The sequence below is a fragment of the Rhodococcus sp. 27YEA6 genome (genome assembly GCF_044908235.1).
In the GTDB taxonomy this organism is placed as follows: Bacteria; Actinomycetota; Actinomycetes; order Mycobacteriales; family Mycobacteriaceae; genus Rhodococcus_F; species Rhodococcus_F qingshengii.
The window spans coordinates 1,210,222-1,234,139 of sequence record NZ_JBIYCY010000001.1 but is presented as its reverse complement, the minus strand read 5'-3'; the positions used below and the strand labels follow the sequence as shown (position 1 = coordinate 1,234,139).

At 63.1% G+C, this 23,918-nt stretch carries 26 protein-coding genes; 12 read left to right on the top strand and 14 right to left on the bottom strand.

Translation table 11 applies throughout. The features are described 5' to 3' along the window. The first annotated feature begins 2 nt into the window (after positions 1 to 2). Positions 3 to 944, top strand: coding sequence for an alpha/beta hydrolase fold domain-containing protein (locus tag ABH939_RS06070; protein WP_070161761.1), 942 nt, complete (start codon positions 3 to 5; stop codon positions 942 to 944). Between the two features lie 21 nt (positions 945 to 965). Here the strand turns inward: ABH939_RS06070 and ABH939_RS06065 are convergent, their stop codons facing one another. After that, entirely contained in the window at positions 966 to 1,850 is an 885-nt protein-coding gene (locus tag ABH939_RS06065) for an ABC transporter substrate-binding protein (RefSeq protein ID WP_099697878.1), read from the bottom strand. 203 nt (positions 1,851 to 2,053) lie between these two features. On the opposite strand from ABH939_RS06065, the gene ABH939_RS06060 reads away from it, so the two are divergent. From ABH939_RS06060 to ABH939_RS06045, 4 genes are read left to right on the top strand one after another with little or no spacing between them, the layout of a single operon-like run. Continuing rightward, positions 2,054 to 2,992 (top strand): ABC transporter substrate-binding protein, encoded by a 939-nt coding sequence (locus ABH939_RS06060; protein WP_003945094.1) that lies wholly within the window; start codon positions 2,054 to 2,056, stop codon positions 2,990 to 2,992. Positions 2,993 to 2,996: 4 nt separating this feature from the next. Beyond that, a complete protein-coding gene (locus ABH939_RS06055; RefSeq protein ID WP_030536933.1) occupies positions 2,997 to 4,142 on the top strand; it encodes an ABC transporter ATP-binding protein in 1,146 nt (381 codons plus the stop codon). Positions 4,143 to 4,146: 4 nt separating this feature from the next. After that, positions 4,147 to 4,830: an ABC transporter permease gene (locus ABH939_RS06050; RefSeq protein ID WP_007736121.1), complete on the top strand. Its 684-nt coding sequence runs from the start codon at positions 4,147 to 4,149 to the stop codon at positions 4,828 to 4,830. After that, a complete protein-coding gene (locus ABH939_RS06045; protein WP_003945081.1) occupies positions 4,827 to 5,516 on the top strand; it encodes an ABC transporter permease in 690 nt (229 codons plus the stop codon). Before ABH939_RS06050 ends, ABH939_RS06045 begins: the two co-directional genes overlap by 4 nt. A gap of 73 nt (positions 5,517 to 5,589) precedes the next feature. Here the strand turns inward: ABH939_RS06045 and ABH939_RS06040 are convergent, their stop codons facing one another. The 4 genes from ABH939_RS06040 to ABH939_RS06025 form a co-directional block, all read right to left on the bottom strand. Next, positions 5,590 to 6,783 (bottom strand): NADP-dependent malic enzyme, encoded by a 1,194-nt coding sequence (locus ABH939_RS06040; protein WP_003945072.1) that lies wholly within the window; start codon positions 6,781 to 6,783, stop codon positions 5,590 to 5,592. 448 nt (positions 6,784 to 7,231) lie between these two features. Further along, positions 7,232 to 7,624 (bottom strand): hypothetical protein, encoded by a 393-nt coding sequence (locus ABH939_RS06035; RefSeq protein WP_007736120.1) that lies wholly within the window; start codon positions 7,622 to 7,624, stop codon positions 7,232 to 7,234. A 3-nt stretch (positions 7,625 to 7,627) separates the two neighbouring features. Beyond that, positions 7,628 to 8,242, bottom strand: a complete 615-nt coding sequence (locus ABH939_RS06030) for a MarC family protein (RefSeq protein ID WP_164490628.1) — start codon at positions 8,240 to 8,242, stop codon at positions 7,628 to 7,630. Continuing rightward, positions 8,239 to 9,093 carry a PHP domain-containing protein gene (locus tag ABH939_RS06025; protein ID WP_042923377.1) on the bottom strand — a complete coding sequence of 285 codons (855 nt, stop codon included), beginning with the start codon at positions 9,091 to 9,093 and terminating at the stop codon, positions 8,239 to 8,241. The genes ABH939_RS06030 and ABH939_RS06025 overlap by 4 nt, the downstream gene beginning before the upstream one ends. Before the next feature lie 169 nt (positions 9,094 to 9,262). Between ABH939_RS06025 and ABH939_RS06020 the strand changes: the two genes are divergently transcribed. Continuing rightward, entirely contained in the window at positions 9,263 to 10,333 is a 1,071-nt protein-coding gene (locus ABH939_RS06020) for a magnesium and cobalt transport protein CorA (protein ID WP_007736118.1), read from the top strand. Between the two features lie 134 nt (positions 10,334 to 10,467). Continuing rightward, the gene (locus tag ABH939_RS06015) at positions 10,468 to 10,914 is read left to right on the top strand and encodes an SRPBCC family protein (protein ID WP_007736117.1); all 447 of its coding nucleotides are present in this window, start codon (positions 10,468 to 10,470) and stop codon (positions 10,912 to 10,914) included. Positions 10,915 to 10,939: 25 nt separating this feature from the next. On the opposite strand, the gene ABH939_RS06010 is transcribed toward ABH939_RS06015, so the two are convergent. Beyond that, positions 10,940 to 11,524 carry a suppressor of fused domain protein gene (locus ABH939_RS06010; RefSeq protein ID WP_007736116.1) on the bottom strand — a complete coding sequence of 195 codons (585 nt, stop codon included), beginning with the start codon at positions 11,522 to 11,524 and terminating at the stop codon, positions 10,940 to 10,942. Between the two features lie 71 nt (positions 11,525 to 11,595). Here ABH939_RS06010 and ABH939_RS06005 point away from each other — a divergent pair, with 71 nt between their 5' ends. Both ABH939_RS06005 and ABH939_RS06000 read left to right on the top strand, forming a co-directional pair. After that, on the top strand, positions 11,596 to 12,294 hold the full coding sequence (locus tag ABH939_RS06005) for a metallophosphoesterase (protein WP_042450375.1): 699 nt from the start codon (positions 11,596 to 11,598) through the stop codon (positions 12,292 to 12,294). Further along, the gene (locus ABH939_RS06000; protein ID WP_404649448.1) at positions 12,284 to 13,147 is read left to right on the top strand and encodes a chromosome partitioning protein ParB; all 864 of its coding nucleotides are present in this window, start codon (positions 12,284 to 12,286) and stop codon (positions 13,145 to 13,147) included. Before ABH939_RS06005 ends, ABH939_RS06000 begins: the two co-directional genes overlap by 11 nt. Here the strand turns inward: ABH939_RS06000 and ABH939_RS05995 are convergent. Next, positions 13,140 to 14,243, bottom strand: a complete 1,104-nt coding sequence (locus tag ABH939_RS05995; protein WP_030536935.1) for a winged helix DNA-binding domain-containing protein — start codon at positions 14,241 to 14,243, stop codon at positions 13,140 to 13,142. The two genes, ABH939_RS06000 and ABH939_RS05995, sit on opposite strands and share 8 nt — an antisense overlap. A gap of 10 nt (positions 14,244 to 14,253) precedes the next feature. Next, positions 14,254 to 15,519, bottom strand: a complete 1,266-nt coding sequence (locus ABH939_RS05990) for a sensor histidine kinase (protein ID WP_099697877.1) — start codon at positions 15,517 to 15,519, stop codon at positions 14,254 to 14,256. A gap of 126 nt (positions 15,520 to 15,645) precedes the next feature. On the opposite strand from ABH939_RS05990, the gene ABH939_RS05985 reads away from it, so the two are divergent. Further along, on the top strand, positions 15,646 to 15,882 hold the full coding sequence (locus ABH939_RS05985; protein ID WP_230691567.1) for a hypothetical protein: 237 nt from the start codon (positions 15,646 to 15,648) through the stop codon (positions 15,880 to 15,882). A 3-nt stretch (positions 15,883 to 15,885) separates the two neighbouring features. Here ABH939_RS05985 and ABH939_RS05980 read toward each other — a convergent pair whose 3' ends face one another. The 6 genes from ABH939_RS05980 to ABH939_RS05955 form a co-directional block, all read right to left on the bottom strand. Continuing rightward, entirely contained in the window at positions 15,886 to 17,055 is a 1,170-nt protein-coding gene (locus ABH939_RS05980; protein WP_099697857.1) for an ABC transporter ATP-binding protein, read from the bottom strand. Between the two features lie 4 nt (positions 17,056 to 17,059). Next, positions 17,060 to 17,890, bottom strand: a complete 831-nt coding sequence (locus tag ABH939_RS05975) for a carbohydrate ABC transporter permease (RefSeq protein ID WP_003945075.1) — start codon at positions 17,888 to 17,890, stop codon at positions 17,060 to 17,062. A gap of 1 nt (position 17,891) precedes the next feature. Next, positions 17,892 to 18,773 (bottom strand): carbohydrate ABC transporter permease, encoded by an 882-nt coding sequence (locus ABH939_RS05970; protein ID WP_180279607.1) that lies wholly within the window; start codon positions 18,771 to 18,773, stop codon positions 17,892 to 17,894. Between the two features lie 80 nt (positions 18,774 to 18,853). Beyond that, positions 18,854 to 20,191, bottom strand: a complete 1,338-nt coding sequence (locus ABH939_RS05965; RefSeq protein WP_099697876.1) for an ABC transporter substrate-binding protein — start codon at positions 20,189 to 20,191, stop codon at positions 18,854 to 18,856. Between the two features lie 251 nt (positions 20,192 to 20,442). Continuing rightward, the gene (locus ABH939_RS05960) at positions 20,443 to 20,937 is read right to left on the bottom strand and encodes a general stress protein (RefSeq protein ID WP_003945065.1); all 495 of its coding nucleotides are present in this window, start codon (positions 20,935 to 20,937) and stop codon (positions 20,443 to 20,445) included. A gap of 107 nt (positions 20,938 to 21,044) precedes the next feature. After that, positions 21,045 to 22,007: a CoA ester lyase gene (locus ABH939_RS05955; RefSeq protein WP_054187358.1), complete on the bottom strand. Its 963-nt coding sequence runs from the start codon at positions 22,005 to 22,007 to the stop codon at positions 21,045 to 21,047. 72 nt (positions 22,008 to 22,079) lie between these two features. Between ABH939_RS05955 and ABH939_RS05950 the strand changes: the two genes are divergently transcribed. Both ABH939_RS05950 and ABH939_RS05945 read left to right on the top strand, forming a co-directional pair. Next, on the top strand, positions 22,080 to 23,366 hold the full coding sequence (locus ABH939_RS05950) for a magnesium transporter MgtE N-terminal domain-containing protein (protein WP_003945077.1): 1,287 nt from the start codon (positions 22,080 to 22,082) through the stop codon (positions 23,364 to 23,366). Then, positions 23,363 to 23,905: a DUF1003 domain-containing protein gene (locus tag ABH939_RS05945; RefSeq protein WP_003945067.1), complete on the top strand. Its 543-nt coding sequence runs from the start codon at positions 23,363 to 23,365 to the stop codon at positions 23,903 to 23,905. The genes ABH939_RS05950 and ABH939_RS05945 overlap by 4 nt, the downstream gene beginning before the upstream one ends. Positions 23,906 to 23,918 lie beyond the last annotated feature (13 nt).

Here is a 23,918-nt window from a genome sequence, read left to right as displayed (position 1 = left end):
CGGTGAGCACGTTCACCCTTCCGCTGCCCGTGGTCGCATTCTTGTTGAAGCCGTACTTCCGTCTGGCTTTCAACTCGCGGCTGCCGTATCGGATTCAACGTCTGTTGCTCGAGGCCGGGGCACCGCTACAGCAGGTTCCAGCGGGCGCCGTCGTGCGCCCGCTGGAGCTGGCTTGCCGACCGGCAGAGAAGATCACCGTCGGCGCAACCGAGCGCCCCACCGCAGTTCTCTACCTGCATGGCGGGGCGTACACGCTGGGTTCGCTGTCCACACACCGTTCTCTCGCAGCTCATCTCGCCCGTGAGTCGTCCAGTGCGGTCTTCACCTTGGACTACCGTCTCGCGCCGGAGAATCCGTATCCCGCCGCTCTCGACGACGCGGTCTCAGCCTTCATGCAGTTGGTCACCGAGTTCGACTATTCGGAAGACCGCGTTGCCATCGCCGGCGATTCAGCCGGTGGCGGCCTGGCCGCGGCGACCGCTATCCGTCTGATCGAGCGTCACGGCGTGACCCCCGGCGCGCTTGCCCTGATCTCACCGTGGGTCGATCCCGGCGATCGGGGTGCTACCAAAAAGGCCGACCTGGTGGTCAACACAGCGTGGTCCTTCGACGCCGCCGACGCCTACCTTGCCGGAGGCGACCGTACTGATCCCGGCTACGCACCGATGCACGGCAAGCTCGACGGGTTGCCACCCACCAGGATTCACGTCGGTTCCGAGGAAGTCCTCTACCCGCAGATCATGACGTTCACCGACAAGCTCGCCGCTGCCGGCGTCGATGTGTCCCTGGTCGAGTACGCAAGACTCTGGCACGTGGCTCACGCACAGGCGTCACTGGTGAAGGAAGCAGCAGACGCCGTTTCCGACCTCGGCCAGTTCATCGCATCGAAACTGATTCGTGCCAAGGATGATTCGAGTTCAGCAGTGGGCTCGAACAGTCACTGACGGCTGGGACACCCGTCCATGTCACTGACGGGTGTCCCACCAGGTGCGGGCGACTTCCGAGGCTGACGCCTTGCCGGTCCGCACCTGCTCGATCATTGCGGCGAGATCGGTGGTGGACAGTTCACCGGCAACGACGCTGAGCGCCTTGACAGCCGAATCTCCCAGTGCGCCCGCTCGAAAGAGCGGAACGACATTCTGCGCAGCCAGAACGTGATTCGAATCAGCGAGCACTGTGACGGCATCGGATTGTGCCAACGCCGACAGCGTCGTGGTTCCGAATACTTGTGCACCGGGTACGTCTGCCGGCGTTGCCTGATCGACACCGGCGAAGACACACTCGGCGCCCTCGGCCAACTGTTCCACTGCCCCGTCCTCGACGAATCTCGCGGAGACGAGCGGCGTCGCCGCGGCACACGAAGGAGCAAAGGCTTCTATCGTCTTCGCTCCCAACGACTGTGCGTATCCGGTGTCGAGTGCGAGGACCGCACGATCTTCGGCCATCGCATAGTCGGAGACCGAAAGACCCTCCGGCAGAGAGCGACTCAAGGCTTCGAAGACGTCGTCGGCCTTGCGGGCCGGGGATGACGGGTCGTAGTGATCGAGCAGCGCGCCGATGAACTCGGGCACCAAAGTGACTCGCGCTGCGTCCAGAGCCTCGAGTGATTGGTTTCGGCCACCACCCACCGATTCGACGCGAGCCGACAGGCCGGAGGAGGAGAGCACCGTCGAATACACCTCGGCCAACACCGAACTCTCCACCGATGCGTCAGCAGCCACCACGATCTGGTCACGAGACTCCGCTTCGACACCCTCTACCACCGAATCACCGTTTGCGCATCCGCTGAGAATCGGCAGGACCATCAGTGCTGCAACAACAGTCGAATACTTCGTGCGTGTGCTCTTCACTGAAATCCTCACATCCAATCCCATGGATCGAAAACCGTGCCATGTCGGTACCTATCGTTACACTTGTCGGGCGATGCGCGGTAACCAGTCCTGACGCAGCCACTCGGTGGCGGCGCCGTCGAAGTCACTCGGGTGGCTTCGCCACAAGGGAATGGTTTCCGACGCCCGAAACACGGGACGCCCGAAAAACCGGAAGGACGCTCATGCGCACCTCACGATTTCGTTCCAACCGTTGGCTCGTAGCCGCGGCAACCGTTGTCTCTCTGACTGCACTGACAGCGTGCGGTAGCAGCGACGGTGACTCCAACAGCGATCCCAACGCGATCGTCGTCGGCTCCGCCAACTTCACCGAATCCGAGACGATCGCCAACATCTACGCCGAAGCACTGCGTGTCAACGGGTTCGATGTGTCCACGTCGTTCAACGTCGGCAGCCGCGAGGCGTACATTCCGGCACTCAAGGACGGGTCCATCAGTGTCATTCCGGATTACACGGGAAATCTCCTGCAGTACTTGGATCCCGACAGCACGGCCACCAGCTCCGCTGACGTCCTCGCTGCTCTTCCCGCAGCTCTCGGGTCGGAATTGGCAATTGCGACGCCTGCATCCGCCGAGGACAAGGACGCCGTCGTTGTCACGAAGGAAACCGCTGACAAGTGGAACCTGAAGACGATCGCCGATCTGGCTCCGCATTCCGCCGAGGTCAAGTTCGGTGCTCCGGCCGAGTTCCAGGAACGTCCAGCCGGATTGCCCGGTTTGAAGTCCAATTACGGCCTCGACATCTCGGCAGCCAACTTCGTTCCGATCGCCGACGGCGGTGGACCGGCAACCGTGAAGGCTCTCTCCTCCGGTGACATCACCGCGGCAAACATCTTCACGACGTCGGCCTCCATCCCGGAGAACAACTTCGTGGTTCTCGAAGACCCGAAGAACAATTTCCCGGCTCAGAACGTGGTGCCGGTGCTGCGCGCGTCGAAGTCTTCCGACAAGTTGAAGACAGTCCTCGACGCGGTGTCCGCCAAGCTCACCACCGAAGAGTTGTTGGCACTCAACGTCCAGGTGTCCGGCGACACCAAGACGGAGCCGGCAGCGGCGGCCAAGGCGTGGGTGACGGCGCAGGGCCTCGACAAGCCGGTCTCGTAGTCACGTGATCACCTTCGAGGGCGTCACCAAGCAGTATCCGGACGGCACCACCGCCGTCGACCGTCTCGATCTCACCATCGAGGCCGAGTCGTTCACGGTGTTCGTGGGGCCGTCCGGGTGCGGCAAGACGACGTCGATGCGCATGATCAACCGGATGATCACACCGACGTCGGGCAAGATCTTCGTCGACGGTCGTGACATCGCCCAGACCGACGCGGTGAAGCTCCGTCTCGGCATCGGGTACGTCATCCAGAACGCCGGCTTGCTTCCGCATCGCACCGTGATCGACAACGTCGCAACAGTTCCGGTACTGCGCGGTGAGTCCCGCCGCGCAGCGCGCAAAGCCGCGTTGGGGGTACTCGAACGAGTCGGTCTGGACATCTCCCTTGCCACCCGCTATCCCGGGCAACTCTCGGGTGGGCAGCAACAACGTGTGGGAGTTGCGCGAGCATTGGCTGCCGATCCGCCGATCCTGTTGATGGACGAGCCCTTCAGCGCCGTCGACCCGGTGGTGCGTGAGGATCTGCAGACCGAAATGCTCCGTCTTCAAAGCGAACTGAAGAAGACGATCGTCTTTGTCACCCACGACATCGACGAGGCAGTCAAACTCGGTGATCACATTGCCGTCTTCGGTCCCGGCGGGCGGCTTCAGCAGGTGGCGGCACCTCGCGACGTGTTGGCCGCTCCGGCAACGGATTTTGTCGCCGGATTCGTCGGACGCGATCGCGGCTATCGGGGATTGTCGTTCCGCGCTGCCGACGAGGTTCCGTTGCACCCCATACGCACGGCCGTCGAGAACGAATTGAAGGCTCTACGTCTCGAATTGGGCGAATGGGTTCTCGTGGTCACGGACAACGGAACTCCGCAGGGATGGATCGACGTGACCGGCGTCGAAGGCCTGCGCTCGGGACGAACCCTTGCTCAGTCGACGTCGGCCGGTGGTTCGCTGTTCTCCCCCGGCGGCGATCTCCGCCAAGCACTCGATGCGGCAATCTCGTCGCCTTCCGGTATCGGCGTTGCCGTCGACGGCGAGGGCGCGGTCATCGGCGGGATCCTCGGTTCCGAAGTCGTGGCGAAATTGGCAGATCAGCGTCGACGCGAGGACGAGGAACGCAACCGCGTCGCCTTCACCGAGGGATTCGGGTCGTAGCGGCATGCGCTGGCTCATCGACAATTTCTCGACGGTCGTGGATTACTCGAAGACCCATCTGTATCTGGCACTGCTTCCTTTGCTGATCGGTCTCCTGATTGCCGTTCCGGTCGGAACAGCGATCCGCAACGTCAGATGGCTGCGCCGAATCACGTTGACCCTGGCGAGCATTGCGTTCACGATTCCGTCGCTCGCGCTGTTCGTCACCATCCCCCAGTTGTTCGGACTCAAGACCCTTGATCCTCTCAACGTCGTGATCGCACTCAGCGTGTATGCGACGGCACTGCTCATCCGGGCAGTACCCGAAGCACTCGACTCGGTGCCGGACAACGTCATCGACGCCTCCACCGCCGTCGGTTTCACACCACTACGACGCGCTCTGACGGTCGAGTTGCCATTGGCGCTGCCGGTGATGATCGCGAACATCAGAGTTATTGCCGTTACCAATATTTCGCTGGTGTCAGTCGGATCTCTGATCGGAATCGGCGGGCTTGGAGTCCTGTTCAAACAAGGCTACGACCGCGACTATCCCGACCAGATCGTTGCGGGCATCATCGCGATCGTCGTGCTGGCACTGGCGCTCGATCTGATCCTGTATCTGATCGGCCGATTCCTGACCCCGTGGACCAGAACGTCGACCTCGTCGAAGGTTCCCGCCGTCCTGTCAGCCGAGGGGGAACCCGTATGAGCATCTTCACCGGGGCCTGGGACTTCATCGTCGATCCCGGAAATTGGAGCGGCGACACCGGAATCGGCACCCGCATCCTCCAGCACCTCTGGTACAGCGTTCTGGCCGTGGCACTTTCGGCTGTGATCGCGGTGCCCATCGGATTACTCATCGGCCATCTGCGTCGCGGTGAGATCGTGGTCGTCAGTCTGGTCAACGCACTGCGGTCACTGCCCACTCTCGGCCTGCTGACCTTCCTCGTTCTTCTCATGGGTCTGGGAGTGATGCCGCCGATTCTCGCCCTCGTCATTCTTGGTATTCCCCCACTACTCGCCGGCACGTACGCCGGAATCGCCAGCGTCGACCGCGGCGTCGTCGAGGCCGCACGGGCGATGGGTATGACCGAACTCCAAGTGCTCTTCCGCGTCGAGATACCCAATGCGCTGCCATTGATTCTCGGCGGACTGCGTAACGCAACACTGCAGGTGATTGCCACGGCAACGGTCGCCGCCTACGTCAACCTCGGCGGCCTCGGCCGGTACATCTTCGACGGTCTCGCACTCTACAAGTACGACCGAGTCGTCGTCGGCGCAATCCTGGTCGCGGTTGTGGCTCTCGTCGTGGACGGCTTACTGGCGCTGGTGGTCTGGGCATCGGTTCCCGGGACCGGCAGGCTGCGCCGAACACCCGACCTCACTCGTCTGTAGCTCTCGGTACACACGAAAAAGCCCCGATCGGAACCTTGTGTGCGGGTTCCGATCGGGGCTTTCGTAGTCCCTCTTAGCTGGTCACGCCCTCAGCATGCGCTGCGGCCGCGACGGCTTCCGCTACTGCGGGTGCCACGCGAGGGTCGAGTGGGCTGGGGACGATTTTGTCCGCCGCCAACTCGTCGCCGACCACCGACAGGATTGCCTCGGCGGCAGCGAGCTTCATACCTTCGGTGATGCGACGGGCGCCGGCGTCGAGCGCGCCCTTGAAGACACCGGGGAAGGCAAGAACGTTGTTGATCTGGTTCGGGAAATCACTACGGCCCGTCGCCACGATCGCCGCGTACTTCGACGCGGTTTCGGGGTGAATCTCCGGGTCCGGGTTGGAGAGTGCGAACACGATCGACTCGGGAGCCATCGAAGCGATGAGCTCCTCGGGGATCTTGCCCGCCGAGACACCGAGGAACACGTCAGCACCTTCGAGAGCCTCGATGGCACCACCATGCAGGTCACGGGGATTGGTGCGGGCCGCGAGTTCTGCCTTCACGTCGTTGAGGTCGCTGCGCTCACCCGAGATGATGCCCTTCGAGTCCAGCACGATGACGTCGCTGATTCCGGCGGCAAGCAGGATGTTCGCGCAGGCAACACCCGCAGCGCCGGCGCCGGAGATGACGACCTTGAGTGTGGTGATGTCGCGGCTCTGGACCTTCACGGCGCCCTTGAGTGCCGCGAGGACCACGATGGCGGTTCCGTGCTGATCGTCGTGCATGACGGGGCAGTCGAGAGCTTCGATGACGCGCTTCTCGATCTCGAAGCAACGCGGCGCCGAGATGTCCTCGAGGTTGACCGCGCCGAAGCTCGGACGCAGTCGGATGAGCGTCTCGACGATCTCGTCGGGATCCTTGGTGTCGAGAACCAGCGGAATGGAGTTCAGTCCGGCAAAGTTCTTGAACAGTGCCGACTTGCCCTCCATGACGGGCAGCGACGCGCGGGGGCCGATGTCGCCGAGTCCGAGAACCGCGGTGCCGTCGCTGACCACGACGACGAGTCGGTTGGTCCACGTGTATCGATCGGCAAGGGTTTCGTCTGCAGCGATGGCGCGGCTCACCTGAGCAACACCCGGCGTGTAGGCGATCGAGAGGGCCCGCTGCGTATCGAGCGGTGCTGTGGTCTCGACCGAGAGCTTGCCACCGACGTGAGCGGCAAAGATTTCTTCGTCGGTCAACTCGACCTTGGGTACGTTGATGGCTTCAGTCACGAGGGACACGATGACACTCCTGATTAGTCCAGCCTCAAGCGGGGCTGGGTTACTGGGAAGTAATCCTTCGGACCGCTGCGAAACCACGTTCACAACGGTCAGAGATCATTTCTTCCGCGAACGACTACTGAGAAGAAGAGCATTCGGCGTGCGCGAGAAAGTGGGCCGCAATACATCCGAAGCGTCATGGTGTGGGGCGGGTGAGCCCTGGCGTATCCATGCAATCTAGGTTTCGGGAGAAATTCTGACGAAACCTGCACTTCGGGGCCGGGCTGTGGCGCCGCCTCGAAGTAACTCCAGTTTGCCACCAGAGTCGGATCACAATCAAATCCTCCAAGCGGTCGGATTCCTCATCACACTCGAACCCGAACCGTCATCCCCACCGTGTCATCCCCACCCAGTCATCCCCACCGTGTCATCCCCACCCAGTCATCCCCACCGTGTCATCCCCACCCAGTCATCCCCACCACTGCGTCACCAACAACAGCCCCGCCACCACGAGCACGACCACCGATCCGGCAACCGCCGCGATACCCCGCCTGCGGTCGCACCAGATCTGCGCGGCGAGAGCAACCACCGAGGCCGCAATGTGCGCGGTGATCGACGTTGTTCCCGGACCCGGGAATCCGCGGTTGCCGCCCAGATATGCCGAACCGATGATCACGAGTGTCAAGACCACGATTCCGGCCGCCACGGTGCCACTCAGGGCGCGTAGAGCGCGGACCAGCAGCCATTGTCGTTTGTCGGCGGGATAGTCGTAATCGTCTTCGTACTGATAGTCCTGATATTCCTGGTACTGGTAGTCGTCCTCGTACCTGTCGTTCCGGTCGTACCTGTCGTCGTATGTCATCTCTTACGCTCCCGCGACGAATCCGCGGACTGATTCCGCAATGAGTTGAACCGCGATGGCGGCGAGCAGAAGACCGGCGATGCGTGCCAGCAGACTGATGCCACCCTCGCCCAGTATCCGGATCAGTGCGGTCGAGAAGCGCAGGACCACGAACAGCACGAGGTGGATGGACAGAATCGCCAACGCGATCGCCAGATACGACGCCGCTTCACCGTCGGCCTGGGCGACAAAGACGATGACGGCCGCTATCGCACCGGGACCGGCCATCATCGGCGTTCCCAGAGGAACGAGTGCGACGTTGACGTCGTCGGCTCCCTGCGGACGGTTGGAGGCCTTGCCGGTCAGCAGTTCGAGTGCGATGAGAAGCAGCAGCAATCCGCCGGCGCCCTGCAACGCCGGAATGCCGATGTGGAGGTAGTTGAGGATCGCCTGACCGCCGATGGCAAAGACCGAGATGACCGCCAGGGAGACGGCGGGGGCCTGCCATGCCGCTCGATTGCGATCTTCACGGCTTTTACGTCCGACGAGTGACAAAAACACCGGGATGACTCCGGGCGGGTCCATGATCACGAACAGCGTGATGAACACGGTGAGGTAGAGCGTGGTGTCGAGCATCAGCGCCCCAGTACCTCCACGCCGGTGGCGGCCGAGACGAGTTTGTCGAACTCGGCTTCGTCCGTGAGCTCGTCGCCGAGTCCGATCGTCTTGTTCTCGCCGTGGTAGTCAGAGGATCCGGTGACTGCCAAACCGAGGTCGACAGCCAGGCGGCGCAGGACGTCACGATCGTCGCTGCGATGGTCCGGGTGATCGACTTCGAGACCCCCGAGACCCAGATCGGCCAGATCGCGGATGTGGTCGAGCGCAAGCAATCCGCCGCGCGAACGGGCCCGTCCATGCGCCAGGACGGTCACTCCCCCGGCGGCTGCCACCAGTTCGACGGCGTACTCGAGCGGAGTGTCGTACTTGGGAACGTCGTATCGTCCTCGACTGGACAACAGGTCGGAGAAGGCCTCGCTGATGCTCGACACCACACCGGCCCGCATCAGGGCCGCTGCGACGTGCGGGCGTCCGACGGACGGACCGGCGTCGGCGAGGATCTGATCGGGATCGACGGGCAGACCGTCACGCGCCATCATGGTCGTCATCACCCGGATACGTTCGACGCGTTCGGCGCGCAGTCGCTCACGTTCTTTTGCGAATTCGGGGTGCGTCGGATCGAACAGGTACGCAAGCAGATGTACAGCGACCGGCCAACCACGCTCACCTCGACCTTCGCACGACATCTCCATCCCACGAACCAGGCTGACGCCGGCCGGCAAGGCCTGCGCCGCCTCGGCCCAGCCCGAAGTCGTGTCGTGATCGGTGATGGCGACGACGTCGAGTCCGGCGTCGGCTGCGGCGCGCATGAGGGCAGCCGGGGTGTCGGTGCCGTCCGATGCGTTGGAGTGGGTGTGAAGATCTATTCGCACTGTTCCAGTGTGTCAGCAATCGGCAACTTCATCGCGCTCCGGTGGGCGAGCCGGAAGCTGACGTACGATTACGCCGCAGCGGCAGCGCAATTCGATCAGGTGTCGCTGTAGTGCCGTTCCCCTGCCGTTCCACTGCATTACAGACCGAGAAGGAGCGAGCGTGCCAACCATGCCGTCACTGCCGAATTGGTCGAACGGCAAATCGACGCAAGCCGATGCGCCCAAGATCCCCGTTCCGGCAGCCCGCGCGATCGTCGACTGCGCGGTCTACGTGGACGGCGTGCGGTTGCCGGGCAAGTACACGCACCGCGCTGCGTTGGCCGAGGTTCGTAGTCGCGACAACGCGTTCGTCTGGGTGGGCATGCACGCTCCCGACGAAGGTCAGATGCAAGATGTCGCAGCAACTTTCGGACTCCACGAGCTGATGGTCGAGGATGCCGTCCATGCACACGAGCGCCCGAAACTCGAACGCTACGACGACGTCATGTTCCTGGTGCTGCGCACGGTCGTCTACGTACCGCACGAGTCCGTCGCGACGGCGAGCGAGATCGTCGAAACCGGCGAGATCATGGTGTTCGTCGGCCCCGACTTCGTAGTGACCGTCCGGCACGGGGATCACTCCGAACTGGCAAGCGTGCGCAAGTCACTCGAGCAGAACCCCGAGCGCCTCACCATGGGCCCGTTCGCGGTGTTGCACGCGATCACCGACCACGTCGTCGACAGCTATCTCTCCGTCATCCAACTCGTCGAACAGGACGTCGACAGCATGGAAGAGTTGGTGTTCAACCCGCGGAACACCGTTGCCGTCGAGCACATCTACCTGCTCAAACGTGAAATCGTCGAACTACGACGCTCGGTCACTCCACTCGGATTGCCACTGCTCCAGCTGACCCAGCCCGCGGGCGGCCTCGTCCCGAAGGAGATCCGGCGATACTTCCGTGACGTACGAGATCACCACACGATCGTGGCCGAACGTATCTCGGAATACGACGAGGTGTTGAGTTCGCTGGTCGACGCCGCACTCGCGAAGATCGCGGTGCAGCAAAACACCGACATGCGCAAGATCTCCGCGTGGGTCGCTATCGCCGCCGTGCCGACCGGCGTTGCCGGTATCTACGGGATGAACTTCGAGAACATGCCGGAACTCGGTTACAAGTACGGCTATCAGTCCATCCTGTTCCTCATCGCGTCGGTGTGTGTCGGCTTGTTCTTTCTCTTCCGTCGCAACAACTGGCTGTGAACCTCGCACGCTGACTCCCTGTACTTGCCACCGTCGCAGGCGGACAATGGATATGGGTACGCATTTTCATTCCGTTCCCGAAATCCATTTTGCGACAAGCAAATTCAGATCCAAAGAGAAGTGGAGGAGCAACCATGCCTACAGTCGAGCAATCCGTGGAGATCGCGTTGCCACCCAAGGACGTCTGGGAGTACATCGCCGTCGCCGAGAACTGGCCCAACTGGGAGAATTCGATGGTCGAGTGCAAACAGATCACCGACGGCCCGATGGGCGTGGGAAGCCGCTGGCACGGTGTCTCGCGAATCCTGGGCAAGCGTCTCGAGTGGACATCCGAATTCACCGAGTACGACCCACCGAGATCGTCGAAATCGACGTCCGTCGAAAGTCCGGTCAGCTTCTCGCAGACCACGACCTGCGAAGAAGTCGGTGACGGCACTCGGGTCACCTACCGACTCGACAGCGAAAGCGGCCTGGGAGGAGTATTCGGCAAGATGGCCGACCCGATCGTCACGAAAGCATTTTCACGGACGGTTCGGGTAAGTCTCGAGAACTTGGCGGACATCCTCGTGCACGCCGAATGATCTGACGGACAAAGCGCCAGCGCAGCTAGAGCGAGGCAGCGGAACGGTGCGGATCGCGGATGTCGATCCCCGCCTCGGTCCACGCTTCCCTCAGTGCCTCCGCGCCGCGCAGACGCACCCAGGCGGCTTCGGTACCGGTCAGGGGGACCACACCAAGGAAGCGCACCGGGTCGAACGGCTCCGGCAGCGTCAGGTCTTCGATCCCGCTGTCACCGAGAAGCACCGCCGTGAACGCAGTGTCCTTCCACAGCGGCTCGCCCAGGTCCAACAGTGCGTCCTCGAGCAGCACGACGCCTTCGACGGACGGCGCCGCGGCCAGCACCGCGAGCGTCCTGGCCACACCTGACGCCACACCGGTGCCACCGCGCAGCGTGAGTACCAACTCGGCGCGGGGTCCGCGTGTGGGGTCTGCGACCAGTTCGTTGGGGTCGCCCATCGGATGACGCGAGCACCCCAGTGTGACGTAGCGGACCAGGCCGTCGGGTGATTCGAAACGCAGCACGTCCAGCGGTTCGACACCGAGGAACGTCACCGAGGCCGCGGTGGGGTCCGGCCCCTCGATGCTGCTGACGAGATGGGCCCGGACGGAAGATACGACGCTGTCTGACACTCGTCCATCTAAACACCGTGCCCGCGAGGTTCGCAGCGCAGATACCTCGCGGTGGCGGTAGCGTCGTCGAAATGGTCTCCGTTCTCGCTGTCAGCGACGAGACCGTCGAATTCCTGTGGAGCAGTCAAGTTCGTTCACTCGGAGTCGACGTGATCCTGGGCGCGGGCGATCTGCCGTTTGCGTATCTGGAGTACCTGTCTGACCAACTGAATGCGCCTTGCGTGTTCGTTCCCGGAAACCACGACGCCGATCTGTCCGGATATTCGAACAAGAGATCGGGTTGGACGCGGGCCGGGATGCCGGCGCAGTGGCCGGGGCCTACCGGCGCAGTCAACGCCGACGGACGCATCGTGACCGTCGCCGGTCTGCGGATCGCGGGCCTCGGTGGTTCCATCCGATACAACACGGGTCCCAATCAATGGTCCGAGCGCCAGCAGAGCCGACGCGCTCGCTCGCTCGCCTGGCGAAACGCCTGGCAATCGCGGCTTCCCGGCGGCCGGGCGGGCGTGGATGTGCTGCTCACCCACAGTCCCGCCCGCGGTGTCGGCGACGCCGAGGATCGGCCACATCGAGGGTTCGAATGCTTCACGCCTTTGATTCACAACCTCGATCCGACGGTGATGGTCCACGGACACATCCACCCGCACGGGCGAACCCCTCTCGATCTGGAGGTAGGCCGGACTATCGTGCTCAATACCGTCGGCTTCACGCTGATGGAGATTTCCCCAGGTACTCCGCCGACGATCGTGAGGCGCCGACATGGCTCGTGACACCGGATTTCCCACAGCCGACGCGGAAAACGACTTCGCTCGTCAGCGTCGACGTGCCGACGTTGCCCGTCTGGTCAGTTGGCTACGACGCGAACCCGACGACGTCAACGCGATCCTGCCGTTCGACGAGGTTGTCGCAGCTCTGGGCAAGGTCGGCGAGAAGTCTCTGGGGCTGCAGGTCGTCACCATCGAATCAATAGTCGGAAGTGTCGACCGCACAGGTGATTTCGACAGGTACTTCCGTCCGACGTCCACTCACTCGCGCGCTCGTTGGGAGCGACTTGCGGTGGCGCAACGACGCGGCGAATCGGTACCACCTGTTCAGTTGTATCGCGTCGGCTCCATGCATTTCGTGATCGACGGGCACCACCGAGTGTCCATTGCGTGTGCGATGCACCAGAAGACAATCGACGCGTACGTCACCGAGATCATCACGCGTATCTCGCCGGAAGGCATCACTCAGCGCGCTGATCTGCTCATCAAGGATCATCGTCGACTCTTCCTCACCCGCGTTCCGCTGCAGGGTTCACAACGCGAAGCCGTCCAGGTCACCGACCCGTGGGAGTACGCCGAACTCAGTGAGTGTGCGGAGGCGTGGGGTTTTCGGCTCATGCAGGAGAAGGGTGAGTTCCTCGGCCGAGACACCGTCGCCCGCCGCTGGTTCGGCGAGGAGTTTCTGCCCGTCGTGCGAATGCTGCGGGGTGCTGACATGTTGCCCGAGCACACCGACGCCGAGGCCTACTTGTGGATCGCCCGGGAGCGGTACCGACTGGTGCGGCGTCACATGTGGAACGACGAGATCGTGGCCGAACTACGCGATCGAGCACCGCGAAAGCACAAGCCCGCTACGTAGCGACAGCGAACCGCACCTCTCGGTTCGGGATCTTCGGGTGCATGAATTTCAGCAACGCACGCGCTTCCTTCTCGATGGATGCGAGCGCCGTCTTCGGTTGCTGCGCAAACAGAGTCGCGCCCAATTCGACCGTCTCCTTGTCCGGCGTCACCGTCGCGAATCCCACCACCTTTCCGCGCACCAGGATGGCGGGCTTGACGATGCCGTTGACGGTGAAGACGCGAGTTCGGTACTGCTCGTCCATGATTCGCGAGCGGTCGGCGTGCGAGAGCAGGATGTTGTCGAACGGAGCAAGGATTCTGACCGGCGGTGTTCCGGAGGTCGGTCGTGGCGCGTCCGGCAGGTCGAACACCTCGGCCCCTTTCGCGTTGACAAAGGTGATCAAGCCGGGACGTAGCCTCTCGAAGACTTCGGCGAGTCTCGTGAGCCCTGACCACGCTTGCGCATCTTTCACACTGGCGGGCCCGAAGGCCGCCAGATAACGAAGCACCATCGCATCCGGATCCGGCGATGAACTCACTTCCGTGCCAAGCCAATTCTCCAAGGTCGTCAGTGCCGGTACTCCGGATCGTCCCCACAGGCCTCGCGGTGGGACCTGCACCATCGGCAGAAGTCCTCGAACTCCGTGCGCCAGTCCCTCGGCCGCGTGACCGGGAAAGCGCTCTGCCAGTATCGGTCTCATCTGCATCTGGGTGAGCGGCCCGTCCGCTACGAGGTCCCGTCCCGCCCGCGCCAGAGCGTCGAGATCCAACCCGGTGAGCGCCGCACGCTGTGTGCTGTTGGTGTGGAGATCGCGTTCCATGATCGTCTGAACCGTGGCCCGGAAGGGGCCCGCATCCGCGGCCGAGAGAGCAAAAACCGTGCCCCGCATGGCAACCAGCCGCACCACCTGGCGCTTCTCCACAAGGGTGGAGAGGTCTTCTGCTGCAAAGTTCTTCAGCCGCGCCCACAGTGCCAGATAGGGAGGCGTCGGCGCCTGGGCTTGCAGACCCGCCAGGTGCTCGATCGCATCCAACGCGCTGACCTCGGCCCTCCGCAGCAGGAACTGCCTCGCCAGTGTCGCCAGGTTGAGCTCGCGATCGGTGATCAGTGTCATCGACAACTCCTCAGCGCTCGTGGTCGGATTCGGTGACGATCTGGAACGGTATCTCGACTCGCGCGAGGGTTCCGGACGATTCACCCGGCCCGACCGAGAACGAGCCACCCGCAGCAACCACCCGCAACTCGTGCGAGAGCAGCCCTATGTGGCCGGCGGCACGTCGTTCGGCAATCCGATCGGCGCTGATCCCCCGGCCGTCGTCCGAGACCACCAGCACCGCACGGTGGTCCAGCCGTGCGAGCTCGATCCGAACATTGTCCGCGCCGGCATGTTTGACGACGTTGCCAAGGAGCTCTCGGGCGGCACCGAACAAGACTTCGTCCGCGGACGTGCGCAGATCGTCGTTCCAGCCCGAAGTGTCGACGTCGACCACTACTCCGCCGCGTCCCTGCGCCGATCGCGCGAGGTCCCCGATTGCGCGGGCAAGACCCACGTGAACAAGGACAGTGGGATGCAACTCCGAGACGGAGGATCTCAACAGCGTTGTCGCTTCACCGAGCGCTTTCGCGGCTCGCGCCAGGGCGACAGGCTCCGCGCTGTCTGCCAATTCGTCGAGATCCATCCGCGCCGCGAGGACGTACTGGAGCGCCCCGTCGTGCAATTGCTCGGATAGTTCCGTGCGCTCACGCTGCTCCAGCCCCATGAGTTCGGCCAGAAGGCTGGTTCGATGCCCGACGAGGTGCCCGATGGTCAACACGCGCGATCTTTGAATCCGAGTCAGTCCGATTGCGCCTGCGCCCACTCCGGCCAAGGCCATGGTGCTCAGCAGGATCGACGGCCACGGCTCGGAGTTCGAAGTCATCGTTGCCCAGCTGGAAACGAAGAACACCCCGATCGTGCAGGCAACGACGCCGACACACACGTCCGTCCGCAGTTGCGTACACGCAAGAACCGGAATGACGAAGAGCCCGTTGCTCAAGATGTCGGCGGTCCAACTCTGCTCGGCTGCGAGACCGGTCAGCAATGTCAGAGTTGCGAGCACGGCGAGGTCGACGAACAAGCCGAGCCAGATCATCGTCACCGGGCCGGTGCCGCCCTTGCGGATCCACAGCGCCACGGCTGCCGACCAGAGGGCATAGGTGCCCAGAATCGCGAAACACCATCCCGCGTCGTTCATCGGCGGGACGAAAATCAGTGTCAGGGCGATGAACAGCACCAGAGCGCCGCGCACCGTCAGTTGGAGGTACGCACCGCGGTAGGCGTGTTCGCGCATGATCCGCTCGAGGTCCGGGCCACCGGGCAGGTGCTCGGTTCGTACCGAGGATTCGTTCATCTGTCCTCCTGTGCCGCCCATCCCAGTTCCCTGTGAATGAGCTTCGCACACGAGATTTCACAATCAACCCGCAATACCGTGAATGGCACAGCATTCACCGAACCTCGAAACCACGCAGGAGTGCTCATGATCTCGACCCGAGCAAGCAAGCGCCGCATCGCCACTCGATTTGCCGTCGCCGGCGCCCTGGCAGCGGCGCCGATCGCCGTGGTCGCCGGGACAGCGCAAGCCGCCCCGGCCTCCACCCATCACGAACAATTCGGCCGCCTGGTCCCCCTACCCGAGCCGGCCGACGCAGCGCCCGGCCCCGAACAGGTACCGCTCACCTGGGGCGCGACGTATTCGGTCACCTTGCCCGGGTAAAGGTCACAGCAGCAGATTGGCTCCCGTACCGCCGTCGAACACTGCGATCTTGGCGGGATCGAACCACAGATCGACAGACCTGCCCTGGGCCACCGTGGACTCGGACGAGAGCCTGGCAACCAGTTGACCGCCACCAGCGACGGCCGTTCCCGAATCGGCGGCGAGTTCCTCGAGTTCACGAGAATTGACGGCGGGGCCACCAGCGAGGAAATACGCGTACTTGTCCGAACCCATCGATTCCAGCACGTCGACGTCGACGGTGAACGTCCCGCCGTGCGGCTTCTGCGCTGCATCGACCAGCGCCACGTCCTCGAAATGTTCCGGCCTGATACCGACCACGACGTCCTTGCCCGAGCCGCTGCCCGAGGTCTTCGACTGCGCCGCCGCGGGCAGGCGAACATCGCCGATCGGCGTGCTCACACCGTCGGCCGTCAACTGTCCGGGGAAGAAGTTCATGGACGGGGACCCGATGAACCCCGCCACGAACAGATTGTTCGGTCGATCGTAGAGTTCCTGCGGCGCACCGATCTGTTGCACGATTCCGCCGCGCAGCACGACTACCCGATCGCCGAGCGTCATCGCCTCGGTCTGGTCGTGGGTCACGTAAATCGTTGTCGTACCGAGTCGCTGCTGCAGACGGGCGATCTCCGTCCTCATCTGCACGCGCAGTTTGGCGTCCAGGTTCGATAGCGGCTCGTCCATGAGAAACGCCTTCGGGCTGCGCACGATTGCGCGTCCCATCGCGACACGCTGACGCTGACCGCCCGACAGGTTCGCCGGTTTGCGATCGAGATGCTGGGTGAGGTCGAGGACCCGCGCCGCGTCGTCGACCTTGGCGTTGATCTCGTCCTTGGACATCTTCGCCAAGGTCAACGGGAACGCGATGTTCTGGCGCACCGTCATGTGCGGATACAGCGCATACGACTGGAAGACCATCGCGATGTCGCGGTCCTTGGGGGCGCGTTCGTTGACGCGTTCACCCGCGATCCGCAACTCACCGGTCGAAATGTCTTCCAGCCCGGCAATCATGTTGAGAGTCGTGGATTTTCCACAACCGGACGGGCCCACGAGAATGATGAATTCTCCGTCGGCGATGGTGATGTCGACATCACTGACCGCCTTGGCTCCGTCCGGGTACAGCTTGGTCACCTTGTCCAGCACGATCTCGGCCACAGGCTTATCCCTTCACTGCGCCGGAAGTAAGCCCGGCCACGATACGACGTTGGAAGAACAGAACAAAGATGATGATCGGAATGGTGATGACCATGGCGGCCGCGGCGATCGACCCGGTGGGCTCCTCGAATTGTGAAGCGCCGGTGAAGTTTGCGATGGCCGCAGGGGCGGTGATGGAGCGTTCGGTCGACGTCAGCGAAATCGCGAACAACAGGTCGTTCCAGCAGAAGATGAACACCAGGATTCCCGCAGTGACGATGCCGGGCGCGGCCAGTGGAGCCACCACCTTCCGGAACGCCTGCCCCGGCGTCGCGCCGTCCATCTGCGCCGCCTTTTCGAGTTCCCAAGGAATCTCTTTGAAGAACGCCGAGAGCGTGTAGATCGCCAACGGCAACGCAAAGGTGATGTACGGCAGGATGAGTCCGGCCCAGGTGTCGAAGAGCCCGAGCCGTCGTTCGATGTCGAACAGCGGGCTCACCAATGAAATCTGCGGGAACATCGCGATCAGCAGGGCAACAGCCACCAGCAGCTTCTTGCCCGGAAAATCCAGGCGCGCAATCGCGTAAGCAGCCATGGTTCCGATCACCACGGCGATGACCGTCGAGATGAGTCCGATGCCGATGGAGTTGATCAGAGCACTGGTGAAGGCGCTGGTGTCGAAGATTCCTCGGTAGTTGTCCAGGGTCCACTTCTCCGGAATGAACTTGCCGTCCTTGATGGTTCCGGCGGGCTTGAAGGACAGGCTCGCAATCCACAGGACGGGAACCAACGCGTACAGCAAGACCAGAAGGTTGACGACGGACCAGCTGATCTTGAGTCTGGGAGTCACGGTCATGTCAGCGTCCTTCCGTATCGGATCCGGGAGCCGAAGCACCGAAAAGTTTGATGAAGATGAACGCGATCACTGCCACACACACGAAGATCAGCACGCTGATCGCGGATCCGATACCCAAGTTGAATGCCTTGAACAGATTGTCGTAACCCAGAATCGACACCGACCCGGTGTCGTTCGCTCCCTTCGTGAGCACGTAGATGTTGTCGAAGATGCGGAATGCGTCGAGTGTGCGGAACAGCAGAGCGACGAGGATGGCGGGCTTCATCAGCGGAAGGATGATGCGTACCAACCGGGTCCACGCGCCGGCGCCGTCCACCTGAGCCGCCTTGAGAAGGTCATCGGGCACGAGCGCCAAGCCGGCGAGCAGGAGCAGCGCCATGAACGGCGTCGTCTTCCAGACCTCGGCAAGGACGATGATCGCGAGCGACGGGATCTGGTCGGTGAGCGGCGCACTGCCGTCGGGCAGGAGATTGGCGAGGTAGCCGGTCCCCGGCGTCCACGCGTAGTACCAGCTGTATGCCGCCGCGACGGTGACGATGCCGTACGGGATGAGCACAACGGTGCGGACGAGCCCTTTACCCACGATCGTTCGGTGCATCACCAGTGCGATGGTCAGTCCGAGAACGAACTCGATGACGACCGAGACAACCGTGATCGACGTCGTCACCGCGAACGCTTGCCACCAGTAACCGTCGGTCAGCACCGACACGTAGTTGTCGAACCACACGAACTTTCGTTGATCCGGGAAGCGCAGGTCGTAGCGCTGCAAACTCAGCCAAACGGCGTAGAACACCGGATATGCGGTCACCGCGATCATGAGAATCGCGGCCGGGGCCACCAGCCAGAGACCGAGGCGACGCTCGGCCGCCTTTCCGTCGGACATCTTCGTTTTCGCGGAGTGCTTCGGCTCCGGCGATGCCGTCGCGACTGTTGGTGCAGCTCCCGAATTTTCGCTGTCGGTCGTCACGGAATCAGCCCCTCGGAATTGACTGCCTTGCGTACCTGCTCGGCAAGATCGTTCACGGTCGATTCCGGGTCGATGTTTCCCACAGGGTTCAGCGTGGCAGTGATGAGCGTCGAAATACTCTGATAGGCAGGAGAAACCGGACGAACCGAAGCGGTGTCCAGGCTGTCGCGAACCTCACGCCACGCCGGGTACGCCTCCTGGAACGCCGGGTCGTCGTACAGGCTCTCGAGAGTCGGCGGAACGCCACCGGCTACCGCGTTGTTGCGCTGATTCTCCTCGTTACGCAGACAGGTGAGCGCCTCGAACGCGAGGTCCGGATGCTGGCTGGTCTTGGCCACCGCCACGTTGAAGCCGCCGATCGTGACCTCGGCCGGCTTACCCTCGATCACCGAGGGATACGGAGCGGCAAGGAAATTCCGTTCTCCGTTCACCGTGAGCACCGTGTTTCCGGTGTTCTCACTGGTGACGTTGCCCTTGTCGTCGATGTACGGCAGATCGCCCTTCTCGGCGTTCTCCATGATGCCGGGCAGCACGAACGGCCAGTTGACCTGGAAGGCAGATTTGCCGCTCTCCATACCCAGTCGCGACGACGCTTCATCCCCCTGCGAGATCGAGGGATCCGCACCCTTGGCGGTAGCGACGCGCTCCATGACGGTCAGCGCCTGCTGGGCAGCATCACCGTCGGCCACCGTCACGGTTGTTCCGTCCGGCCCCACCACCGATCCGCCGGCACTGGCGAGAAGGGTGTTGAACCAGACCATCAATCCTTCGTACTGCTTGCCCTGCACACCGATCCAGCTGGGGCGCCCCTCCGCGGCCAGGCCTTCGGAGATGTCGATCATCTGATCCCAGGTTTGGGGTGGTTGCCCGTCCGGCATCAAATCCTTTCGATACCAGAGCAATTGGGTGTTGGTGTTCAATGGTGCCGCATAGAGCTGGTCCTGCCACTTCGCCGACTCCAGCGGACCCTCGAGCGTCCCGTTGCTGACCTCGGCCGCCACGTCGTCAGGAAGCGGCAATGCCCATCCCGCTTCGGCGAATTCGGCAGTCCACACCACATCGAGCGTCATCAGATCGAGTGACTTGTCATTGCCGGTCAGACGCCGGGCCAACTGAAGTCGCTGGTCGTCGGCACCCTTGGGCAGAGTTTTCTGCTCGACCCGGTACGCGCCGTTCGACGCCGCCGAACAATTGGCGGCGGCCTCCGCATACTGCTCGGCGCCGTCGGCAGCGGTGTAGAAGGACAGCACCACGCCGTCGTCATTGTCCGATCCGCACGCACTGAGCAAGGGCGCCAACAACAATGTTGCCGCGCCCAGCAGCCCCGCCCGCAATTTCTTCTTCTGTCCCGCCCGCGATCTCTCGTTCTGCCCCGCCCGCGATCTCTTGTTCTGCACAGCCGTCCTCCTCGGGCGGCGAGACGGCGCAGTCGTTACGGCTGGCCGACGCACCACACATCGGCACTTTTGCCGGAGAAGGGACCTATTTCCTTGTCCGGCAAACGGTCACGGGAAGCGAGTACTACCTCGCCCGCGTGTACATAACGTAACCGAGATCACACAAGTTGGCAGCCCGAGCGAGAATGTCAGATGGCGAGCTTGGCGAGCAGGTCGCGCGCCGACTCCGCCGTCTTGGGCTCACACAGTACGTCGTAACGTCCGGCGACCAACTGCATCGTCGAGGCGAAGTCCCGCTGCCCACGCGTCGCGGCGTACGGAATCGTCGTGGAGATGACACCGAAGATGATGCCGCCCACGATGCCCGCGATCAGCGGAGCGAGGAAACCACCGGTGACGATTCCGAGCACCAGGCCGAAGAAGACACCGAGCCAAGCACCGGAGACGATGCCGCCACCGATCACCTTGGCCCACGTCAACCGACCGAGAACTCGCTCGACCTGCATCAGGTTCACGCCGACGATCGTGACGTCCTGAACCGGGAATTCCTGATCGGAGAGGTAATCGACTGCGCGCTGCGCCTCGGCGTAGGTGGGGTACGACCCGATGGGCCATCCCGAAGGCGGTGTCGGCAACGCTCCACGGCGCGACCCATTCGACGATTGACCGAGCGGATTGGACATGGCTGGCTGCGCTCCTCTTTTCGGGCACGTCATCCACGCGGATGACGCAAGTACATCTACCCCCTATTGTGCCCTTTACAGACCTGATTCGTTCGGCTATGCGAGCGTCAGGCGTGTTCGGGCGGCGTGAATTCCGACGTGCGCGCCATCCCCGCGGCGCGACCCTTGGCCGAAATCACCAGTGCCATCTTGCGACTCGCCTCGTCGATCATCTCGTCGCCGAGCATGACCGCGCCCCGCCCTCCCCCGGCAGCCGAGGTGTGGAACGCGTACGCGTCCAAGATGAGTTCCGCACGGTCGTAATCGGATTGGCGCGGACTGAACACCTCGTTGGCCGCCTCGATCTGCGTGGGGTGCAGAACCCACTTGCCGTCGAAACCGAGCGCTGCCGTTCGCGCAGCCGACCGAGTGAAAGCCTCGACGTCGCGGATCTGCAGGTACGGCCCGTCGATGGCCTGGACGCCGTGCGCCCGCGCGGCCATCAAGATGGTCATCAGGATGTGGTGATACGCGTCACCGCGGTCGTAGCCGTCCGGTTGCTCACCGACGACCAGAGTTCGCATGTTCAAGCTCGCCATGAAGTCGGCCGGGCCGAACACGAGCGCCTCGACGCGGGGACTCGCGGTGGCGATCGCGTCGATGTTGGTCAAGCCGATCGCGTTCTCGATCTGCGGTTCGATCCCGATCCTGCCGACCTCGAGACCGTTGGCCTTCTCGACCTGCGTCAACAACAAATCGAGCGCCTGGACGTGACTCGCATCGGGAACCTTGGGCAGCAGAATGGCGTCCAGATGCGCTCCGGCGCGGCCCACCACCTCCACGACGTCGGCATACGTCCATTCGGTGGTCCAGTCGTTGACCCGGACGACCTTGACCTGTTTGCCCCACCCGTCCTCGGCCAACGCGTCGCCGATCGACTCCCTGGCCGCCTGCTTCGCCAGCGGCGCCACCGCATCTTCGAGGTCGAGAAAGATCTCGTCGGCGGGCAATCCCTTCGCCTTGTCGATCATCTTCCGACTGCTGCCGGGAACTGCCAATACCGATCGACGGGAACGGTTGCGTGAAGTCATTGCGGACTGCCCTTCTCGATTTTCGGTGGCGCCGTTGCAGATTTTGACGCTGGACGAATTAGCCTTGCAATCATGGCAGCAGCAGGCAAGGTATTTGCAGCCAGGCTTGCCGGCCTGGTTGTACTCGGCCCAGACGGCGAATCGATCGGTCGTGTGCGCGACGTCGTCATCACGGTCCGCATCGGACGCCAGCAACCCCGCGTTCTCGGTCTGGTGATCGAAATGTTCACGCGCAAACGCATTTTCGTTCCGATGTTGCGTGTGACAGCAATCGAACCGAGTGCAGTCACCCTCACCACCGGTAACGTCAGTCTGCGGCGCTTCAACCAGCGCCCGGGCGAAGTGCTCGCTCTGGCGCAGGTACTCGATTCGCATGTGCGCGTGGACGACCCGGAACTCGAGGAGCTTCACGGCGTCGACACGATAGTCGTCGATCTCGGAATCGAATCGACGCGGACGCGAGACTGGGTGGTCTCCAAGGTCGCGGTTCGCGGCCATCGCGGACGCCTCGGTCGACGCGCGGCGATTCACATCGTCGACTGGCAGCACGTCGCCGGCCTCACCCAGAGCGATCTCTCACTCCCCGGCCAGGGCGTAGCTCACCTGCTTCTCCAGTACGAAGGCATGCGACCCGCCGATGTGGCCAACGCCATGCGCGAACTGCCGGAGAAGCGCCGCCACGAACTGGCCGTGGCGCTCGACGACGAACGCCTCGCCGACGTCGTGCAGGAACTGCCGGCGGACGACCAGACCGATCTGCTGATGCACCTGGAAGTCGAACGCGCCGCCGATCTACTCGAAGCGATGGATCCCGACGACGCCGCCGACCTGTTGGGCGAGCTGCCCGAAACCGAGGCCGAGTCACTGCTTCAGTTGATGGACCCGCAGGATTCCGAACCTGTTCGACGCCTGCTCGAGCATTCCCCGGACACTGCCGGTGGTCTGATGACGCCCGAACCGGTGGTACTGACGGCCTCGACGACGGTCGCGGAGGCCCTTGCCCGCGCCCGCAACTACGACGTGACCCCGGCGCTGTCGAGCATGGTCTTCGTCGTACGTCCGCCGACGGCGACTCCCACCGGGCGGTATCTCGGCTGCGTCCACTTGCAGAAGCTTCTCCGCGAGCCTCCCGCCAGCCTGGTAGGCGGACTACTCGACACCGACATGCCCCGGTTGGCCCCGGACGACTCGTTGGCGTCGGTCACCCGATATTTCGCGACGTACAACTTGGTATGCGGGCCGGTCGTGGACGACGAGAACCACCTGATCGGGGCCGTGACGGTCGACGACGTGCTCGATCACCTCCTGCCGGAAGACTGGCGTGAGGATTACTCCGACGACGAGGAACTACTCCGATGAGCGAACGGGCGTCGAGCACGACCGCACGGCAACGACTGGAAACGCCCCGCGGAAGCCGCCGGTTCAATCTCGATTTCGACGTCGAAGCTGTCGGGCGCGTCAGTGAACGCATCGCCCGCTTCCTCGGCACCGGGCGTTATCTCGCAATCCAGACGATCATCGTGATCGTCTGGATCCTGATCAACGTGTTCGCGGTGGCCCTGCAGTGGGACCCGTACCCGTTCATCCTGCTCAACCTGGCCTTCTCCACCCAGGCCGCCTACGCGGCGCCGCTGATCCTGCTGGCCCAGAACCGTCAGGAGAACCGCGACCGGGTCTCGCTCGAGGAGGACCGCTCACGCGCCGAGCAAACCAAGGCGGATACCGAATTCCTCGCCCGAGAACTCGCAGCTCTGCGTATCGCCGTCGGCGAGGTTGCCACCCGCGACTACCTGCGACGGGAGCTCGAGGAGATCAAGTCGATCCTTGCTGCCGACGGCGAACCGACCCCGAAGAAGAAGCACCGTGACTCGAATACTGCGAAACAAAGTCACAACTAGCTGAGCGTTCGCT

What these genes read in the sequence shown, in the direction of transcription:
- ABH939_RS06060 (WP_003945094.1), top strand. Translation starts at nt 2,054, where the DNA reads ATGCGCACCTCACGATTTCGTTCCAACCGTTGGCTCGTAGCCGCGGCA.
- ABH939_RS06050 (WP_007736121.1), top strand. Translation starts at nt 4,147, where the DNA reads ATGCGCTGGCTCATCGACAATTTCTCGACGGTCGTGGATTACTCGAAG.
- ABH939_RS06045 (WP_003945081.1), top strand. Translation starts at nt 4,827, where the DNA reads ATGAGCATCTTCACCGGGGCCTGGGACTTCATCGTCGATCCCGGAAAT.
- ABH939_RS06035 (WP_007736120.1), bottom strand. Translation starts at nt 7,624, where the DNA reads ATGACATACGACGACAGGTACGACCGGAACGACAGGTACGAGGACGAC.
- ABH939_RS06020 (WP_007736118.1), top strand. Translation starts at nt 9,263, where the DNA reads ATGCCGTCACTGCCGAATTGGTCGAACGGCAAATCGACGCAAGCCGAT.
- ABH939_RS06015 (WP_007736117.1), top strand. Translation starts at nt 10,468, where the DNA reads ATGCCTACAGTCGAGCAATCCGTGGAGATCGCGTTGCCACCCAAGGAC.
- ABH939_RS06005 (WP_042450375.1), top strand. Translation starts at nt 11,596, where the DNA reads ATGGTCTCCGTTCTCGCTGTCAGCGACGAGACCGTCGAATTCCTGTGG.
- ABH939_RS06000 (WP_404649448.1), top strand. Translation starts at nt 12,284, where the DNA reads ATGGCTCGTGACACCGGATTTCCCACAGCCGACGCGGAAAACGACTTC.
- ABH939_RS05995 (WP_030536935.1), bottom strand. Translation starts at nt 14,243, where the DNA reads ATGACACTGATCACCGATCGCGAGCTCAACCTGGCGACACTGGCGAGG.
- ABH939_RS05990 (WP_099697877.1), bottom strand. Translation starts at nt 15,519, where the DNA reads ATGAACGAATCCTCGGTACGAACCGAGCACCTGCCCGGTGGCCCGGAC.
- ABH939_RS05985 (WP_230691567.1), top strand. Translation starts at nt 15,646, where the DNA reads ATGATCTCGACCCGAGCAAGCAAGCGCCGCATCGCCACTCGATTTGCC.
- ABH939_RS05975 (WP_003945075.1), bottom strand. Translation starts at nt 17,890, where the DNA reads ATGACCGTGACTCCCAGACTCAAGATCAGCTGGTCCGTCGTCAACCTT.
- ABH939_RS05970 (WP_180279607.1), bottom strand. Translation starts at nt 18,773, where the DNA reads ATGTCCGACGGAAAGGCGGCCGAGCGTCGCCTCGGTCTCTGGCTGGTG.
- ABH939_RS05960 (WP_003945065.1), bottom strand. Translation starts at nt 20,937, where the DNA reads ATGTCCAATCCGCTCGGTCAATCGTCGAATGGGTCGCGCCGTGGAGCG.
- ABH939_RS05955 (WP_054187358.1), bottom strand. Translation starts at nt 22,007, where the DNA reads ATGACTTCACGCAACCGTTCCCGTCGATCGGTATTGGCAGTTCCCGGC.
- ABH939_RS05950 (WP_003945077.1), top strand. Translation starts at nt 22,080, where the DNA reads ATGGCAGCAGCAGGCAAGGTATTTGCAGCCAGGCTTGCCGGCCTGGTT.
- ABH939_RS05945 (WP_003945067.1), top strand. Translation starts at nt 23,363, where the DNA reads ATGAGCGAACGGGCGTCGAGCACGACCGCACGGCAACGACTGGAAACG.